At 36.3% G+C, this 18,814-nt stretch carries 15 protein-coding genes; 4 read left to right on the plus strand and 11 right to left on the minus strand.

The window, feature by feature from the left end; genetic code table 11:
• Nucleotides 1–21: 21 nt before the first annotated feature.
• The gene (locus MHI57_RS04600; protein ID WP_095373037.1) at nucleotides 22–240 is read left to right on the plus strand and encodes a methionine aminopeptidase; all 219 of its coding nucleotides are present in this window, start codon (nucleotides 22–24) and stop codon (nucleotides 238–240) included.
• Nucleotides 241–313: 73 nt separating this feature from the next.
• Here MHI57_RS04600 and MHI57_RS04605 read toward each other — a convergent pair whose 3' ends face one another.
• The 4 genes from MHI57_RS04605 to MHI57_RS04620 form a co-directional block, all read right to left on the minus strand.
• A complete protein-coding gene (locus MHI57_RS04605) occupies nucleotides 314–1,408 on the minus strand; it encodes a metallophosphoesterase (protein WP_340975249.1) in 1,095 nt (364 codons plus the stop codon).
• 161 nt (nucleotides 1,409–1,569) lie between these two features.
• Nucleotides 1,570–1,830: a hypothetical protein gene (locus tag MHI57_RS04610; protein WP_289433941.1), complete on the minus strand. Its 261-nt coding sequence runs from the start codon at nucleotides 1,828–1,830 to the stop codon at nucleotides 1,570–1,572.
• A 43-nt stretch (nucleotides 1,831–1,873) separates the two neighbouring features.
• A complete protein-coding gene (locus tag MHI57_RS04615; RefSeq protein ID WP_411675031.1) occupies nucleotides 1,874–2,890 on the minus strand; it encodes a FecCD family ABC transporter permease in 1,017 nt (338 codons plus the stop codon).
• A gap of 2 nt (nucleotides 2,891–2,892) precedes the next feature.
• Nucleotides 2,893–3,915 carry a FecCD family ABC transporter permease gene (locus MHI57_RS04620; protein WP_370873264.1) on the minus strand — a complete coding sequence of 341 codons (1,023 nt, stop codon included), beginning with the start codon at nucleotides 3,913–3,915 and terminating at the stop codon, nucleotides 2,893–2,895.
• Between the two features lie 109 nt (nucleotides 3,916–4,024).
• On the opposite strand from MHI57_RS04620, the gene MHI57_RS04625 reads away from it, so the two are divergent.
• Nucleotides 4,025–4,996, plus strand: coding sequence for an ABC transporter substrate-binding protein (locus tag MHI57_RS04625; protein ID WP_370873272.1), 972 nt, complete (start codon nucleotides 4,025–4,027; stop codon nucleotides 4,994–4,996).
• A 47-nt stretch (nucleotides 4,997–5,043) separates the two neighbouring features.
• Here MHI57_RS04625 and MHI57_RS04630 read toward each other — a convergent pair whose 3' ends face one another.
• Nucleotides 5,044–5,802, minus strand: a complete 759-nt coding sequence (locus tag MHI57_RS04630) for a TerC family protein (RefSeq protein WP_095373031.1) — start codon at nucleotides 5,800–5,802, stop codon at nucleotides 5,044–5,046.
• 299 nt (nucleotides 5,803–6,101) lie between these two features.
• Here MHI57_RS04630 and MHI57_RS04635 point away from each other — a divergent pair, with 299 nt between their 5' ends.
• On the plus strand, nucleotides 6,102–6,347 hold the full coding sequence (locus tag MHI57_RS04635; protein ID WP_095373030.1) for a methionine aminopeptidase: 246 nt from the start codon (nucleotides 6,102–6,104) through the stop codon (nucleotides 6,345–6,347).
• A 307-nt stretch (nucleotides 6,348–6,654) separates the two neighbouring features.
• Here MHI57_RS04635 and fsa read toward each other — a convergent pair whose 3' ends face one another.
• The 5 genes from fsa to ileS form a co-directional block, all read right to left on the minus strand.
• Nucleotides 6,655–7,314: a fructose-6-phosphate aldolase gene (gene fsa / locus MHI57_RS04640; RefSeq protein ID WP_095373029.1), complete on the minus strand. Its 660-nt coding sequence runs from the start codon at nucleotides 7,312–7,314 to the stop codon at nucleotides 6,655–6,657.
• A gap of 75 nt (nucleotides 7,315–7,389) precedes the next feature.
• Nucleotides 7,390–8,805, minus strand: coding sequence for an NADP-dependent phosphogluconate dehydrogenase (gene gndA / locus MHI57_RS04645; protein ID WP_095373028.1), 1,416 nt, complete (start codon nucleotides 8,803–8,805; stop codon nucleotides 7,390–7,392).
• Nucleotides 8,806–8,955: 150 nt separating this feature from the next.
• On the minus strand, nucleotides 8,956–10,155 hold the full coding sequence (locus MHI57_RS04650) for an NAD(P)/FAD-dependent oxidoreductase (protein ID WP_157733962.1): 1,200 nt from the start codon (nucleotides 10,153–10,155) through the stop codon (nucleotides 8,956–8,958).
• Nucleotides 10,156–10,273: 118 nt separating this feature from the next.
• Nucleotides 10,274–11,476 carry an MFS transporter gene (locus tag MHI57_RS04655; protein WP_095373026.1) on the minus strand — a complete coding sequence of 401 codons (1,203 nt, stop codon included), beginning with the start codon at nucleotides 11,474–11,476 and terminating at the stop codon, nucleotides 10,274–10,276.
• Between the two features lie 546 nt (nucleotides 11,477–12,022).
• Nucleotides 12,023–15,085 (minus strand): isoleucine--tRNA ligase, encoded by a 3,063-nt coding sequence (gene ileS / locus MHI57_RS04660; RefSeq protein ID WP_340975250.1) that lies wholly within the window; start codon nucleotides 15,083–15,085, stop codon nucleotides 12,023–12,025.
• Nucleotides 15,086–15,557: 472 nt separating this feature from the next.
• Between ileS and MHI57_RS04665 the strand changes: the two genes are divergently transcribed.
• A complete protein-coding gene (locus tag MHI57_RS04665) occupies nucleotides 15,558–17,603 on the plus strand; it encodes a molybdopterin-containing oxidoreductase family protein (RefSeq protein WP_095373025.1) in 2,046 nt (681 codons plus the stop codon).
• Nucleotides 17,604–17,983: 380 nt separating this feature from the next.
• On the opposite strand, the gene pstB is transcribed toward MHI57_RS04665, so the two are convergent.
• On the minus strand, nucleotides 17,984–18,802 hold the full coding sequence (gene pstB / locus MHI57_RS04670) for a phosphate ABC transporter ATP-binding protein PstB (protein WP_095373024.1): 819 nt from the start codon (nucleotides 18,800–18,802) through the stop codon (nucleotides 17,984–17,986).
• Nucleotides 18,803–18,814: the final 12 nt, after the last annotated feature.

Genomic DNA, 18,814 nt, shown 5'->3' on the forward strand with positions numbered 1-18,814 from the left:
AAAAAGTAAGGAGGGACTTTCATGGGATTACTCAATGCTTTTAACGAGTGGCGTGAAACAAGATATGCTAATCACGTAGAGAAGATGAAAGATCTCGAAAAATGCCCTGATTGTCGTGGAAAGGGATTTCAATATTTTGCTGGTCAAGAATATATGTTTATGGACGACGATGCCTACTACTGTGCAAGCTGTAATGGCAGTGGTGAGTATGATATATGGGAAAGTAACCAAATTAAATGATATTCCTCCTGAATTTATTTAAATAGACAAACATAGGAAAACCATCTCCAGCATTATCTCTGGAGATGGTTTTTTATCGAAAATCTATTTCAATGATCATTACTTCTGATTGAGATCCTATACGTAGTGTTGGCCCCCATAATCCGAATCCTGAAGTAGTAAAAGAATGTAATTGCTCTTTTTGCATATAACCCCAATCATTCTCGAACAATTTCGCAGTAATTAAATTTGCTGGAAATAACTGCCCCCTGTGTGTATGACCAGATAATATCACATCTGCTCCAGCCACTTGTGCTTCTGTAATCTCATGAGGCTGATGATCTAATACAATAACGGGTAAATCTTTTGTTTTATTCGTAGCAATAAGTTCCTCTATGGTTTTTCTATTTGGGTTCGTTAAATCCTCTCTGCCAATTACTACAAATTGGTCATTTACAATTTCTGCTTCATCCATTAAATAATGAATACCGATTTCATTTAATTCCTTTTTCAACTGTTCATTATCACCACCATAATAATCATGGTTACCAGGAGAAGCAAAAACACCAAGTGGGGCTTCTAGTTTTGCCATCGTTTTATTCATTTCCTGTTCTACATATGGGGTAATATCATCATTAATAATATCACCAGGTATAAGAATAATATCAGGTTTCTCCTGGTTCGCTATTTTCACCAACTTTTCAAGATGATTATTTCCTATAATCGTACCCAGATGCAAATCTGCCGCTAATAAAACCTTTAACTTCCCTTCTTTTGCTTCTGTCGGTTGATCGATTGTTATTTGATAGTCTCTCACAATCGGAGTCCATGCATTATATGTACCATATACAAAGACAAACGTAAAAAACGCAACCATCGCCCACCCTGAGTAAGTGAAAAATTTAGCATTTTTCTTTGAAATAAAATAAAGCAAATTGATAATCGGTAATAGGAGAATACCATAGCCAACAATGACAAGCCAATATCCACCAATCCATTCAATGACCGGCAGATGAATCGCAAATCCAACAAAAAATGATATTGCAAGAAGAAAAACAACCACGATAAATGTTTTTTTGAATCGAAAAGAAAATGTTTTACTTAACCAACGCCATGTATTAAAGCCAATATAGTAACAAGTTAAGCCATAAATAAGTATCATTGTGATGCCAACGAACAATGTAAGCATATTTTTCCCCTTTACATTATGTATAAAGTATAGAACTGTAAAAAATATTATCAGAGACGTTTGTTGAAAACAACTAATTGCTTCTTAATTACAAAAATAATGTTAAATAACTTTATTACATATATAAAAAGAAAGAAGCCTCCACTTTTACTGTGAAGACTTTAAGGTGTGATTTGTTTTTTGATTTGCTGTAATTCTTTTAAAGATAAACCCTCTAAAGATTGTTTAATTTCTTTTGCAATTTCCTTCTTATGTCGTTCTTCATACTCATTCCACCACTGTCTCAGTCCTTCAGTAGAATCAAGAAGATAATCAAAGTCTATCTCCTCGACTGTTTCATCTGTTAAATAATTCATTACAGCTGCAAGCATAGAGTTGAGATGGTCGATTTCCTTACTATTATTTTCTTCCTTTTTAGCCATGTTTTCATACCCTTCATCTATTGTTAACGATAGTATGGTCGATTTAGCTTTTAATTAATAAATAAATAAAATAAGGTGCGCCAATTGCAGAAACGACTAAGCCAATTGGAATTTCTGAAGGTGCTAAAATGGTACGTGAAACAAGATCTGAAAAGAGTAGTAACACCGCACCGACTAACGCTGAAACAGGCAATAAAATTTCATTTCTTGGCCCTACGAGTTTTTTCGCTAGTTGAGGAGCCACTAAACCTAAGAATGAAATGCCTCCACCAACAGCCACACAAGAACCAGCTAGTCCAACAGCAAGTATTAATAACCATTTTCTTTGACGACTGACATTGACACCTAAGCCAGTAGACATCGCATCTCCTAGTGTAAGAACATTTAAATACCTCGCCTTGAATAACACAATGGGTAACAGCACAATTAACCATGGTAAAAGAGCATAAGTATAACTCCAACTCACCCCAGAAATATTACCCGATAACCAAACAGTTGCTTGTGTAAAGGAACGGGGGTCCATTTTTAATTGGAGGATAATAATTAAAGCAGAAAAAGCCGCATTAATACCTATACCTACTAAGATTAACCTTATAGGTGTAACACCAGAAGACTTTTTCCACGAGAAAATATAAATCAAAAATGCTGCAAGCAGCGCCCCACATAATGCAAATATAGGAAGAATAAACAGTTGTAATAACTCAGATTCAAATCTGATACCTTGTGTAAAAAAGATAAACAAAATTACAGCAAATCCAGCACCACTATTAATACCTAATATCCCCGGATCTGCTAGACCGTTTTGAGTCGCACTTTGTAATATCGCACCAGAAACAGCCATACCAATACCAATTAAAATGGCTAGAACAATCCTTGGTAAACGAAATTCGAAAAGAATTAAGTCATATTGACCAGGTGTAGAAGATAAAACACTATTGAAAATAGCAACGGGTGAAATAAAACTGGCTCCAAAGCTCAAACTAGCAATGAAGAGTAAAGCTAATAATATCGTTAGAAAGAATACAACCACTTTCCATTTTTGTTTCCTAGATTTATACATCATTATCTTCCCCCTTCCCTTCTTGCTAAATAAAGAAAGAAAGGTACGCCGATCAATGCCATGATGGCACCAACTGGTGTTTCAAAAGGAGGATTTATCATTCTCGCACCAATATCCGCTAACACAAGTAGTAGACCACCTAATACTGCTGAGCAAGGAATGATTAAGCGGTAATCTGTTCCAACTAAAAACCTAATCATATGTGGGATCACGAGCCCCACAAATCCAATCGTACCCGATATAGAAACTGCTGCTCCAGTTAAAAGCAAAACAACTATAAAACCAATTGTACGTATCAAACCTGTCTTTTGCCCTAGTCCGATAGCTACATCTTCTCCCATACTTAAAACAGTAATGGAACTGCTAATCATAATTGCTAGGATTATACTTATAATAAAAACAGGAATAGCAGGAACTACACTTTCCCACTGGATACCAGCCACACCACCTGCATACCAAAAGCTTAAATCTTTTGCGACATTAAAGTGAATAGCAATTGCAGACGAGATAGAACTTAAAAGAGCCGTAATAGCAGAACCTGCAAGAGCCAGTTTAACAGGAGTCAGCCCATTTCGTGATAGCATTCCGACACCAAAAACAAGCCCTGCTCCAATGCTTGCACCGATAAAAGCAGCAAACATAGTTCCAATTGGACTTAAAGTGGTAAATAAGGCTAAAGCAACTGCAATTGCAAATGTAGCGCCAGAGGTAACCCCCATTATAGATGGTGAAGCTAGTGGATTTCTTGTCATCCCTTGCATAATTGCTCCGGCAATGGCAAGTGCAGATCCAACTAGTGCTGCTGCCACTACTCGAGGCACCCTTAAATTCATAATAATTTGATGTGTCGTTTTAGACGGGTCATATGATACAACACTTTCCCATACAGTTGAAAGATTAATATTCACTGCACCAAAAGCAATGGAAGCAGCCATCGATAAACAAAGGATGATTGTACCAAATGTGACGATCATAATCGCAAAAAAACGATTTCTACTCGTGTTTGTTCCATTAAGTAAAGCCATTATGTATCTCTCTTTCATCAAGTTGTGCAAGAAATATCTTGTAATCGATAGTGATAATTGTTATCATTTGCATAGGCTAATTATATCATAGTTCATTTAGGAGGTTAACATCTTGTTTTCATTTCACAAGAAAAAAAACTTATTATTAATTGCTACAATTACAACATCTCTTGCCCTTTTTGGTTGTGGTAATGAGGATGCTGAAAATAGTAACAATGACTCAAACCAAGCAGCTGAGCAAACCGAGGATCGTGTATTAACTGATGCATTAGGAAACGAAGTAACAATTCCTGCTAATCCTGAACGAGTAGTTGCTACATACTTAGAAGATCATCTTGTCGCTTTAGGCATTACACCTATTGTACAATGGTCAGTTGCTAACGGCAAACAAGAATACCTTCAAGAATATTTAAAAGATGTACCTACGATCGCTCATGATTTACCTTTAGAAGCGGTATCTAGTCAAAATCCAGATTTAATCATTATGGATGGAGCAGGTATGGTTGAAGGTGGTAAATATGATCAATATGCGAAAATTGCGCCAACTTACGTGATTGGTGAAGAAGAAAATAGTGATTGGCGTACAGAACTTGAAACAGTTGGTAAAATCTTCGGTAAAGAAGATAAGGCAACTGAAGTTCTTAAAGAGTACGAAGATAAAGCAGCACAAGTTGAAGAAGAGCTACAAAAAGATCATGCTGGTGAATCTGCTGCAGCTATTTGGTTAGTGAATAACAGTTTATTTGTCGTAAGCAAGGATCTTTCTGCAGGTGATGTAATTTATAATGATCTAGGTATGGCAGTTCCTTCTGTCGTTGAAGAAATTTCAGCAGATGCTACTGGGAACTGGTCTGCGATTTCTTTAGAAAAATTAGCAGATATGGATGTGGACCACCTATTCTTTATTAATAGTGATGGTGAAGGAGCAGAAGTCTTATCTGACCCTTTATGGGCAAATATTCCGGCAGTAAAAAATGAGAATGTGTATGAATTCTCTAGAGACACAGGGTGGTTATACACTGGAACGATAGCGAATACACAAATCATTGAAGATGTGGAAGAAACTATTCTTAATAAATAAGACAAGCAAAAAGGCTAAGTTTTCCTTTTGGAATCTTAGCCTTTTTCTTATGCCACGTGATCATGTCCACCTTGTTTATTATGATAAATATGAACAAAAAATGTGATAACGAAGGCTGCAATGATAATACTAAAAAATAATATATGTCCAATCTCTATATGGAACACACTTAATAACATTTTAATTGCAATGATTCCAATAAGAATAAAAGCTGTTGTCTCTAACTCAGGAATCTTATCAATTAGCACTAAAAATAACTTAGCTACTGTACGCATCATTAAAATACCAAGCATACCTCCAATTAACAAAATCCATACTTTATCTGAAACAGCAAAGGCAGCCAATATACTATCTACAGAAAAAGCTAAATCCATTAACTCTACTGAAATAACCGTTCCCCAAAAAACACCAAAAGTACGAATCATCCAACTGTCTTTCTTTACTCCGTCGATATCTTCTTCAGGGGTTTTAAACCAAAATTGTTTAATCACTAAATAAGCTAAATAAGCAGCTCCAAGTACTTTAATCCACCAAAATTTAATCAGCCACATACCTAAACCGATAAATAAAAATCTGAAAAAATAAGCGCCAATTAAGCCATAAGTAAGTGCTTTTTTTTGCTGCTCCTTCGGCAAATGCTTAACCATAACGGCTAATACCAATGCATTATCAGCTGATAATAGACCTTCTAGGACAATGAGTGTGCCTATATAACCCCAAGAAACAGGATCTGTAAGAACCTCTTTCCACATTGACCAATCAAAAAATGATGCATAGGTGGATAACAACTGATTTAATACTTCCATTGACAAGACTCCTTTAAATGAATTGAACCTATTATACTCTTCTATTATATCAAATAGATTCGCTACCCGAAAGTTTCGTTAATCTAACAAAATATTTTTCATTTCCTCTCATAAAGTATGAGCAAAAATAATTCTTTTTAATATAATAATTAACAGAAATGTTTACAAACTTTTGCACCCTATAAGATGTACGGGTATATTCAAGACCTTTCATAGTTGAAGCATGAAGTTTAACAGTAGTTTGTCTAGCATCACGACAATTTATCGCTTCATTAAAAAGCGATGCAGAGGTGAAGCCGATGAGTCTAGGTAAATCTTTTAATCAATGGAAAAATGCACGAGAACATAAACATTTAGAAAAGATGAAACGAAGTAATAGATGCCCAGAATGCTACGGACAAGGCTTTTTATTATATCCTAGCCTTATGTACTCCCTACATTCTGATACACTCTTTTGTCCAGGATGCGAAGGAAGTGGTCGTTTCAATGATTGGGTGACTATTCAAGAAAGAGAAAAGCACACAGAGGATGAACAAGTCGAATAACGAAACTTCTACTGAGCAACACAAGTCGAATGTTGAGTGCCTTTAATTATTTGGCAAAGAGTTTTGTATAAGTTACTGCCATTGCCTTTAACTGGAAAGCGTGAATGGACAGAGAAAAGGATGTTTTTCAGCTATATATTCCCATTTCATTATCGAAGTATGCACACATACTCTTTTTAGCTCTGCTCTAATTACTAGGTAACACATTCTCCTCACGCAATATCAATTAATTTTCAATATCAGTATAGAACAATAGACCAATCAAAAAGCCCTCTCCTAAAAATGAAGGAGAGGGCTTAAAAAAGGCTTATACTGTTTTCCAATCAGCAGCGAACTTTTCCATCCCTTGATCTGTCAATGGATGCTTCGTTAACTGCTCAATTACTTTATACGGAATTGTCGCAATATGAGCGCCTGCTAATGCAGCTCTTGTGACATGATCCGGATGTCTAACAGATGCAGCAATAATTTGAGCATCTATTTGATGAATACGGAATAACTCAGCAATTTTAGCAACAAGGTTAATCCCGTCTTCTGAGATATCATCAAGTCTGCCTAAGAATGGTGAAACATAAGTAGCACCAGCTCTTGCAGCAAGTAATGCTTGGTTCACAGTAAAGATTAATGTGACGTTTGTTTTAACACCTTTTTTGGATAAATATCTTGTTGTTTCGAGGCCAGCCATTGTCATTGGCACTTTAATAGTAATGTTCTTATCACCATTATTTATCTTAATCAGTTCCTCAGCCTCTGCAATCATTTGTTCAGCTGTTTCTGCGGAAGGAGTGACCTCAGCAGATACTGATTCTAATTCTGGAACAGCTTGAAGAATTTCCTCAATTCTTGTTTCAAACTTAATCCCTTCTTTAGCTACAAGTGAAGGGTTAGTTGTCACGCCTGAAAGGACACCTAACTTGTATGCTTGTTTAATTTCATCTAAATTTGCTGTATCTATGAAAAATTTCATTGTAAATACCTCCCTTTCTAGCTTCCTTTAACATTATACCATACTAAAGCTGGTAATCGTTTCTAGTTTCATTTGTTACTTTTCCATCCAATTAGTATGATACGTTCCTTCTTTATCTACTCGCTGATACGTATGTGCTCCAAAATAGTCTCTTTGTGCTTGCAGTAGATTAGCTGGTAATGTTGCCGTTCTATAGCTATCATAATAAGCAATAGCACTCGAGAATGCAGGTACAGGAATACCTTGTTCAATAGCAATAGAAAGAACTTTTCTTAATGAAGACTGGTAGCTTTCAACAATTCCCTTAAAATATGGATCCAATAGTAAATTTGCTAATGCTGGTTCACGATCATAAGCATCTTTAATTTTTTGTAAGAATTGGGCACGAATGATACAACCTCCGCGGAAAATCATGGCAATATCGCCATATTTTAAATCCCAATTCTTTTCATCAGACATTGCGCGCATTTGAGCAAACCCTTGTGCATAGGAGACAATTTTACTCATATATAATGCTTGTCTAACAGCTTCTATTAATTCCGCACGGTCTCCACTATAGGTGTCTTCTTTAGGTCCTGCAAGAATCTTGCTAGCATGAACTCTTTCTTCCTTCATTGCGGAAATGAACCTTGCAAATACAGATTCTGTAATAATCGGGAGGGGTACCCCAAGATCTAAAGCATTTTGACTTGTCCATTTACCTGTCCCTTTTTGACCCGCTTTATCGAGAATCACATCAACAAGTGGTTTGCCAGTTTCGTCATCTACTTTTGTAAAGATATCAGCTGTAATTTCAATTAAATAGCTATCTAACTCACCCTTGTTCCATTCTGCAAATGTCTCATGAAGTTCATTCGCTTCTAAACCAAGTACATGTTTGAGGATAAAATAAGCTTCAGAAATCAACTGCATATCACCATATTCAATCCCATTATGAACCATTTTCACATAATGACCAGCCCCATTTGGACCAATGTATGTACAGCAAGGATCGCCATTTACTTTAGCAGAAATAGCTTCAAAAATTGGTTGTACAAGGTCAAATGCTTCCTTCTTACCACCTGGCATGATTGAAGGTCCTTTTAAAGCTCCTTCTTCACCACCAGAAACGCCTGTACCAATAAAATGGTAGCCTTCTTCTGCTAATTCTTGATTACGGCGGATGGTATCTTCAAAATATGTATTACCACCGTCAATTAAGATATCGCCTTTTTCAAGATATGGCTTTAGCGATTCAATTGTCGCATCTGTCGCTGCACCCGCTTTAACCATTAACAAGATTTTTCTTGGTGTTTCGAGTGATTGAACAAAATCTTCAATAGTTTTAGCACCAGTAAAGTTCTTGCCCTTTGCTTCATTTTGTAAGAATGCTTCTGTTTTTTCATAAGAACGGTTAAAAACAGCTACTGAGAAGCCACGACTTTCTATATTCAAAGCAAGGTTTTTCCCCATTACTGCTAATCCAATAACACCTATTTGTTGTTTACTCATTTAATTGGTCCTTTCGTCTTTCATTTTTTCTTGACTGATACTTTAGTCAAGAATAGAATAACCCTCATCTGTGATTATACAAAACGATAAGGGTGATTACAATCAATCCTATTATTGAACAAACTGTGTGAACTTTCTCACTATATCACTCTAATGATAGTATAGTTCCATACCGTTTGAGTCTCCATTGACAATGAATTTCTTCATTAAATCCGATAGAATCATACTATATACCGTGCCATTGCCGCCATATGTGAGAAGATAATAGGCGTTTGAGTAATTCGGATGTCGTTTGATCATAGGTAAGCCATTATGAGTCTCTCCAAAAAAGCCTGTCCAGTAATAGACAGGTTCTAATTTACCCTCTAACGTGGGGAATAACAAAAATAATTGTTTTAATAATTGATCCCTTTTCTGGACTAACATCCCATCTCTTTTTTTAGAGTCTGAAGTTTTCTCATCAAGACCTCCAATAATGATTCTTTTATCTAATGTACGGCGCAAATATAAATATGGTCTGGCAGTTTCCCAAATTAACATATCTTCTGGCCATTGATAATCAACTGGGTTAGTAGCTAAAGCGTATGAGCTTACAATCATTCCGTTCTTTTCAGCTATATCACTCTGCGCTTCATACCCTGTAGCATAAATTACATATTTCGTTTCAATTACGTTTTTATTATCAGTATATAATTCGACCGTATTTTTCCCCCATTTTTGACCTACAATTTCACTTTCTTCAAAAACGTCCACCCCTTTTTTACTAGCCGCACTTAGTAAATAGTGAACATTTTTAAATATATTAATCTCAGCGTCTCCTTCAGTAACAATGGCACCTTCTTTTTCAAAGGACCAACTATCTCTCATATCTCTCCTTGACAAAAAGCGCACAGGAAACTGATGTGCTTGTAAATTGGCAAACTCTTTTTTCAGCATTGTTATATCTTCACTTTTAGAAGCAAAATATAAGCTTTTTCTTTTTAAAAAATCGGGATTATCTTCTAAAGTAGGCAAAATGGTGTTTTCATAATTAGATATTGATCGAAAGCAGTTCTGTAAATGCATTTTCGCTTTCCTTATGCCAAAAGAGTTAATATAAGATGTAAATGATTTATCATTACTAAATTGTAGTAATCCAGTATTTGCCGAGGAACTACCCATACCGATTTTTCGTTTATCAATGACGATTGTTCGGATGTTTTCTTTCGCTAATTGGTAAGCAAGAAAAGCCCCACTCGAACCACTGCCAATGATACACACGTCACATTTCTTATTCTCTTGCAAGCTGCCATACTTTTTCACGTTGTTCATAGTAATGGGCCAATATAATTTGCCAGTTTTTAAATTCATTGTCATTATCCTTTCATCAACCTATAGAAGGTCATGACATTACTTTCCCCATAAAATATGTATAAGAAACATGATAAGAAAGAAAGTAATGACAAAGAATGGCCATGTCATTACTCATTTACGAAGCTTTTCTATTATGAGATGGCAATAGCGTTAATTTGGTTTTTCTTCTTATATGAGCAACAAAATAGAGCAGAAAGATAACGACGGCGAGTAAAGAAGATAGGATGTACATAAAACCGTATCCCTTTTCGTTTGCAGCAATACCAAGCAGTAATGCGCCCATTGCTAAACCCATATCCATAAAACTTAAGCTCATGGCATTAGCCGTCGCTCTTTTTTCTTTTGGTACGAGTCTAACAGCCCAAGCTTGGAATGTCGGTTGCATGACACCATATGCAATGCCATAAAAAACAGCGGCAATAAATAATGTTGAAACACCTTTTGCAAATGCAATCAGTAACAACCCGATAAATGCTGCAATTGTTGCGCTATATATTAAATAAGCATGTCCAAAGCGATCGAAAATCTTCCCTGAAAATGGGCGAATGATAATGAGCATCGCCACTAAGATGAGAAAGAATAAAGAGGTTTGTTCCCCAACCCCAATAGAACTTCCTAAGCCTTCAATAAAATTCACCACTCCAGCAAACGTAAAATAAAATAATAATACTAAAAAACATGGTAAAAAAGCGCGTGAATCAAAAGCGGATTCAACTATTGACAATTTACTAACTGTCTGCTGATTTATGTTTTGAGAAGTTTTAAGCGCCAGACTACCAATTGTAATCACTATAATAAGAATAAGAGAAAAGTACAAAACGGATTCAAATGAATAGACATTAATCATTGAAATAGCTAAAAAAGGTCCGCTTGTTGTACCTACACTAGTAGCTAACCCAAAATAACCGATTCCTTCACCTAAACGGTGGTCAGGAATTAAATTTGTGGTTATAGTTGCTAATAAAGTAGTAATAAAACCGAAAGCAATTCCTTGTAGTATGCGAAGGATAGTGAATAGAACGATAGAGTTTGTGAATGTTGTCACAAAAATAAACACCAACATACCTATTAAAGATAGAATTAATAACGCTTTTTGATTCAAATACCGTAAGCAAAATCCTAAGAAAAGTCTAGATATAACAGCAGCAATCATAAATGCTGTAGTCATTAACCCTCCATACGTCGGGTTATCACTTAATGCAGTAACATAGATTGGAAATCCCCCTAACAAGGATTGTAAACTTAAAAAAAATAAAAAAGTAAGCATAAGGGCCATGATATACTGTCTGGTCCAAAGCTTGCCTCCTAACGTGTGCATGTTCAACCTTCTTCCTCAAAAAAATGAATATATTATATTTCGACTATCTAAGCAATTATAGCTTAAAATCCTCCAATAAAGTATAATCATTTTACTTATTTTTTTGTCGAAATAAAGTGAAAATTTTTTATTGTTTATGTAAGCGTTTTCATATATACTAAGTATTAGGCGGATAGCAAGTGTGGCTATCAACGTACTTGGCGAAGGTGGGGCCGGTATATTCAATGGTGATCATTTTATTTAGTACATATATAAAGGTTGTGATTAAGCTTGAAAAGAACTAACTTTTCGTATTTTGTTAAGAATAATGAATTTAACCTACAAGCCTACATCAATTATTTATTGTTGAAATATCATTCATCCACTATTCAAATTCAGTCGCATTCTCATCAGACGAAACTTTAATAGCTTAATAATCAAAGCCTATACTAAAAGGTTACCATTACACTTTTTGTAGGGAAATGGATACGTAAAGATGAATGGTTAAACAACATATCCCCCAGTAAAAATCACAGCCATCCGCCATTGGCTGTGATTTTTCATTGTTTAATGGTCTATTTTGAATTTGATTGTTTCTCCATCAACATCAAGATTTGTCATTTCTTCAACTTCTGCTAATGTAATGGTCTGGACAAGTAATGATTCTTGTACAAGCGCCGAAAACTTCTCTAACGCACTTAAAACCCTTTCATTGCCAAACATTGTTAGATGAATACGTAGTTCAACCGCTAACCCTTGCTTTTTTCGAGTGTTTTGCACTTCTCTAATTACTTCCCTCACTAACCCTTCCTGCAAAAGCTCTTCTGTTAATCCGATATCCAGTAGGACCGTACAATCTTTTCCTTCCGCAAATCTATATGGGTGTTTTGCTTTTTTCTCTACTAACACATCCTCATTTTCTAAAAAGAGCATTTCTCCATTTTTCTCTATGTTTAATATTCCATCCATCAGTAACCTATCTTTTTCATGGACCGTTAATCCTTTTATTACTTGCTCAATCATTTTTACTCTTTTACCGAATTTTTTGCCGGCAATTGCGTAATTAACTTTTAACTCAATCATCATGAATTTATTTACATATTTTTCATAAACAATGTCTTTTACATTTGTTTCATCTTTTATAATCTGTTCATAGGGTGACAAATTAACCTTCCCATTAACAGCACTTACGATTAATGTTTGAAGTGGCTGCTTTGTTTTGATATTAGCTGACATCCTGATCGATCTAGTGAGTTCAACAATTTGTCGAATAGCTTTCATTTCCGATTCTAATTGGATGATAGTCTTCATTTTCTCTTGTTTAGGGTAGTCAGTTAGATGAACACTACTGCCGACTAATTGTAAGTGAATCTCATCGGTGACGAACGGCATAAAGGGTGCAAATAATCGTGTTGATTGCTGAAGCACTTCGTAAAGAGTTGTATACGCTGCCCTTTTGTCGTGATCTAACCCTTCCTTCCAGAATCTTTGCCGTGATCGTCTTACATACCAATTACTCACATCATCCAAAAATTCTGCCAGTAATTTAGCACTTTTAAAAAAGTCATAACGCTCTAACCCTTCTCTTACCTCCGCAATCGTATGATGCAATCTTGAAAGTATCCATTGGTCAAAGAGTGCAAATTCCTTGACTCGATGTTGCCTGAAGTCAAAGCCATCTATCTTTGCATACATATCATAGAAGGAAAAAACATTCCTCAACGTATCTACTATTTTTGATTTTGCTTGTTGAACGGTTTTTTTAGAAAATCGCTTATTATTCCAAGGGGCACTATCACTAAGAAGAGCCCATCTTAATGCATCTGCGCCAAACTCTTCAATCAACGATGTAGGATTTAGAGCATTCCCTTTGCTCTTAGACATTTTTTGTCCTTGTTCATCTAATATATGGCCAAGAGATAAGACATTTTTATACGGTGCAACACCTTTGTATAGGGTGGATACGGCCAGTAAACTGTAGAACCATCCTCTCGTTTGATCCACTCCTTCTATTACAATATCTGCGGGAAATTGTTCTTTAAATGGCGTGGTCTGTTCGAAAGGATAATGATATTGGGCATATGGCATTGAACCACTATCAAACCATACATCAATGACCTCTTTCTCTCGCTTCATTTCACCACCACAAGAACATCTCAAATGAATACGGTCAACATAAGGTTTGTGCAGATCGATGCGAACATCTACTTTTTCAATCGCTCTTTCTTTTAATTGTGCAATGGAACCTGGGGCACTTTCTAATCCGCATGTTTGACAAGTCCATACATTTAACGGCGTTCCCCAAAAACGATTTCTTCCAATATTCCAATCAACAAGTTGGTCAAGAAAGTGACCGAATCGACCATTCTTCATATGCGTTGGGTACCACTCAACCATTTGATTATTGTCTATCATTTTTTCTTTAACATCAGTTGTTCGAATGAACCATCCTTCCATCGCATAATAAATCAGTGGATTGTCACACCTCCAGCAATACGGATAACTGTGCTCATACTTCCTCTTGCTATAAAGTAGATTTTGCTGTGCTAACATTTGAATGATTGTTACATCACTTTCTTTCACTCTCTTATTTGCTAGCGGGGCAACTTGTTGAACATACCTCCCTTTCTCATTCACGACTTGAAGAAAATCTAATCCATTTTCTTTTACAGCTTGGTAATCATCTTCACCATGTGCAGGGGCAATATGGACTAACCCAGTTCCTGAATCATCCTTTACGAAATCCGCAGCAATTACAATATGCCCCTTGTTGAGCGGAACAAATGAAAATGGTGCTACATACTTTATACCTATTAATTCTTCACCTCGTATAAACTCGATAACTTTGTAACCTTCTTTAAGTACAGTTGAAACCAAGCTTTCTGCAACAATCAATCGTTCATTATTTTGCTCGACTTTCACATAACGTAGCTTAGGGTTTACCGCTACAGCTACATTTCCCGGTAACGTCCAAGGGGTTGTTGTCCAACAAAGTAAGTATTCATTTTCAGCCACTTTAAATTTAACTGTTGCTGAAAGGTCATGCACATCTTTATATCCTTGTGCGACTTCATGCGAGCTTAGGGACGTTTCACAATGAGGACAATACGGGACAACTCGATGCCCTTTATATAAACGCCCACCTTGATGAATTACTGACAATATATGCCAAACTGATTCAATATACTCATTATCGAGAGTTATATAGGGGTTATCCATATCCACCCAATAGCCCAATAGCTCAGTAAACTGTCGCCATTCTTTTTCATATGTGAATACACTTTTCTTACACTCTGCGATAAATGCTTCTACACCAAATGCTTCAATATCCTCTTTGCTATGCAATTGTAATTTCTTTTGTACTTCAAGTTCTACAGGGAGCCCATGTGTGTCCCACCCTGCTTTTCTTAAAACTTGATGTCCCGTCATTGTTTTATAACGGGCAACAAAATCTTTTATCGTTCGACCAAGTGCATGACCAGCATGTGGCATACCATTTGCTGTTGGCGGGCCTTCATAAAAAACAAAGGATGGCGCCTCTTGCCTTTGCTGTATGGACTTTTGAAATATCCGTGTTTCTTTCCAATAATCAGAAATCTTCCTCTCCTTTTCCACATCTCGTTCTTTCATTTGTAAAGACCCCTTTCGATATCCATTCATATACGAAAAAAAACTCGATTCCTATACGTAGAATCGAGTTAAAATATCCCCTCTAAAAAACAAAAAAAACCAACTGTAGTGGTTTGTATTTGCTCTCACTACGTACCATCATACGCGTCCAGGTTATCGGTTGGATGCCGTCAAAGCTTAGTTTCACTTCAGCTTTGCTTCTCAGAGAGGATTTTCATTGTGGTCTTAACGTCAGCCTCTCAGCAAATGGCTAACTCTCTTTGGATAAGATGTGCACAACTACTCTTTCTCGTCAACGAATTGAATAGAATTTAATTAATATGAAAGTATCATATGTTAATAATTATGAATTGTCAATAGAAATAAATATTTTATCATTGCAGGATGAAGAGAAGTAACCTATTATAATAATTATTAATAAAAACATGTTAAATAGACAATAAAGCTTGCCTAGAATAAAGGAGATAACAAAATGACGATTCACACCGAGAAAGAGGGCATTTTCACGTCCGTTTGTTCACTTGATTGTCCGGACCAATGTGGTTTACTCATACATAAAAAAGAGGGGAAAATCATTAAAGTGGAAGGCGATCCTAACCATCCTGTAACGCAAGGGAATATTTGCAATAAAGTAAGAAATATGGCTGAACGGCTATATGACCCGAAGAGATTAACTCACCCTCTCAAACGAACTGGTCCAAAAGGTAGTCTTCAATTTGAGGAGATCAGTTGGGATGACGCACTACAAATAATTACAGATAAATGGAAAGATTTAATTAAAACACAAGGTCCCGAGAGCATTCTTCCCTATAGCTTTTACGGTAATATGGGTAGAGTGGCTGCAGAAGGAATGGACCGCCGTTTCTTTTCCCGATTAGGTGCCAGTAGACTAGAACAAACAGTTTGTCAAGCAGCAGGTAAAGAAGGTTACCGTTACACAATGGGTGGAGGCTTTGGCACTGATCCGGAAGAAACAAGTGAAGCCAAGCTCATCATCCTTTGGGGAATTAATGCTGTCAGTACAAATATGCATCAAGTTATCCTTGCCCGAAAAGCAAAAAAACATGGAGCAAAAATCATCGTGATTGATGTCCATAAAAATCAAACAGGCAAAATGGCTGATTGGTTTATTCCCATTAAACCAGGTACGGATAGTGCGCTTGCACTTGGGATGATGCATATCTTGTTCGCTGAGCATATGGTAGATGAGAAATTTCTTGAAACATATACCATTGGACATGAGCAATTACGAACACATGTAAAAAAATATACGCCAGAAGTAGTCTCGTCTATTACAGGGGTATCTGTAGATGATCTTTATCAATTAGCAAGAGAATATGGTCAGAGTACCCCTTCATTTATCCGGATTGGCAATGGCTTGCAACATCATGATAATGGTGGGATGAATGTACGTGCCATATCTTGCCTTCCTGCTCTAACAGGCCAATGGCTGCATAAAGGTGGTGGCGCACTAAAATCAAACTCTGGTTTTTTAGCTTTCAATACCGCGGCTATGCAGCGTCCCGATTTATTAGCAAATAAACAGACCAGATCGATTAATATGAATCTCATAGGCGAAGCTTTAGTACAAAAAGATAAACCTATCCGCTCCATGTACGTTTATGGTAGTAATCCGGCTGTTATTGCACCAAATAGTAATCTAGTGAAAAAAGGGCTTGAAAGAGAAGATTTATTTTTAGTTGTTCATGATTTATTCTTAACGGAAACAGCTCAATTTGCTGATATCATCTTGCCGTCTACATCATCATATGAGAATACAGATTTTTACACTTCTTATTGGCACCATTATATTCATTTGCATGAACCTGTAATAGAACCGTATGGTGAGTCACGGTCCAATCATCATGTTTTTCAACAGCTAGCACATTATATGGGATATACTGAAGATTTATTTAAGGATTCCGAAGAAGATTTAATCACATCCGCTTTAGAGAATACAAAGAATGAATATATGAAGGAAATTAATTTTGAGCGTCTAAAAGAAAATCGCTTTATGAAAGCAGACGTACGTCCATTACTTCCTGGCAAACTTAAGACACCAAGTGGAAAAATCGAACTTTATTCTGAATTAATGGAGAAGGACGGTTTAAATCCACTGCCGACCTACAATCCAATTGTAGAAGAAGGCGATGCGCCATTTTTATTCGTTCCAGCACCAAACCATAATTTTTTAAATAGTACTTTTTCAAATAATGACAAGCATATTAAATTAGAAAAACAACCAAAACTCCACTTGCATAACAAGGACGCACAAGCTTATCAAATTGAAGATGGAGATCCAGTAAAAATCTTTAATGATCGGGGAGAATGTGAGTTAACCGCTGCTGTCGGAGAAAACGTACTTCCTGGGGTTGTTGTTAGTCAAGGTCTTTGGGCTGATGAGCCAGGTAAGAAACAACTCGTTAATACCCTCACACCTGATAGAGTCGCTGATATGGGAGGCGGGGCGACTTTCTTTTCTGGCAGAGTGTATATTGAGAAAGTCATTAGTAATTAATCCTTTTGAGGAATTGGACAAATGTCAAAAATTACAGAATGGCTAGGACAAACTGTTATCATTGAACGTTTGTTCTAGTCTTTTTATGGTTCTTAAGGGAAGAAGACCAATGATTAGGTTTACTTCTTTAGATTAGTTTCCGTTTTGCATCAACTAAATTGGAAGGTGACCTATTGTTATTTATGTTTAGCTATTTACATTGCCCATGTCCGAAATTGCTCACCTGTTGCCTGTTTCTCCCCTTTTGCGCTAATCTCACATCTCATTAGTTTGGTAGCTATGCATTTACTTCTTCCAATCATACATTTTCCCAAAGAAAAGAGCCGAACAAATCCCTATTTAATAATGGAAATTTGTTCGGCACCTAACGTTTATTTTTTTTAGCCGAATCTGCCAGTCACATAATCTTCTGTACGGCTATCTTTTGGCATGGAGAAGATTTGATCGGTTTGTTCAAATTCAATGACTTCTCCGTTAAGGAAGAACGCTGTCTTATCGGATACACGAGCAGCTTGTTGCATATTATGAGTAACGATGACGATCGTATAATCTTTCTTCAAATGAGCAATAAGTTCTTCCACTTTAAGTGTTGAAATGGGGTCAAGTGCTGAAGTTGGCTCATCCATTAATATGACGTCTGGTTTCATGGCAATTGCTCTGGCAATACAAACACGTTGTTGTTGACCACCTGATAAACCAAGTGCCGAAGATTTCAAACGATCCTTTACTTCGTCCCAAATCGCCGCTCCACGTAAACTTTCTTCAACAATTTTATTCAATTCTTTTTTATTTTTAATCCCTTGCATTCTAGGCCCATAGGCTACATTATCATAGATGCTCATTGGGAATAGATTTGGCTTTTGGAAAACCATACCGACTTTTGTTCTAAGTTCAATAACATCTTTTGATTGATATATATTATTGCCATTAATGTGGATATCTCCATTAATTCTCACACTATCAATTAAATCATTCATACGATTCAATGTTCTTAAAAAAGTCGATTTTCCACATCCAGAAGGACCAATTAATGCTGTTACCTCTTTTTCACGAATATCTAATGACACTTGATAAAGCGCTTGGTTATCACCGTAGAATAAATCTAAGTCTCTTACACTAATTTTCACTGAACGCTGATCATTTTGATTTTCAACATTTGCAGACTCTTTTACTTCTTTACGTTCTAGTGTTGTATTCATGAATAGAACACT

Source organism: Cytobacillus sp. FSL K6-0129 (assembly GCF_038007625.1).
In the GTDB taxonomy this organism is placed as follows: domain Bacteria; phylum Bacillota; class Bacilli; order Bacillales; family Cytobacillaceae; genus Cytobacillus; species Cytobacillus kochii.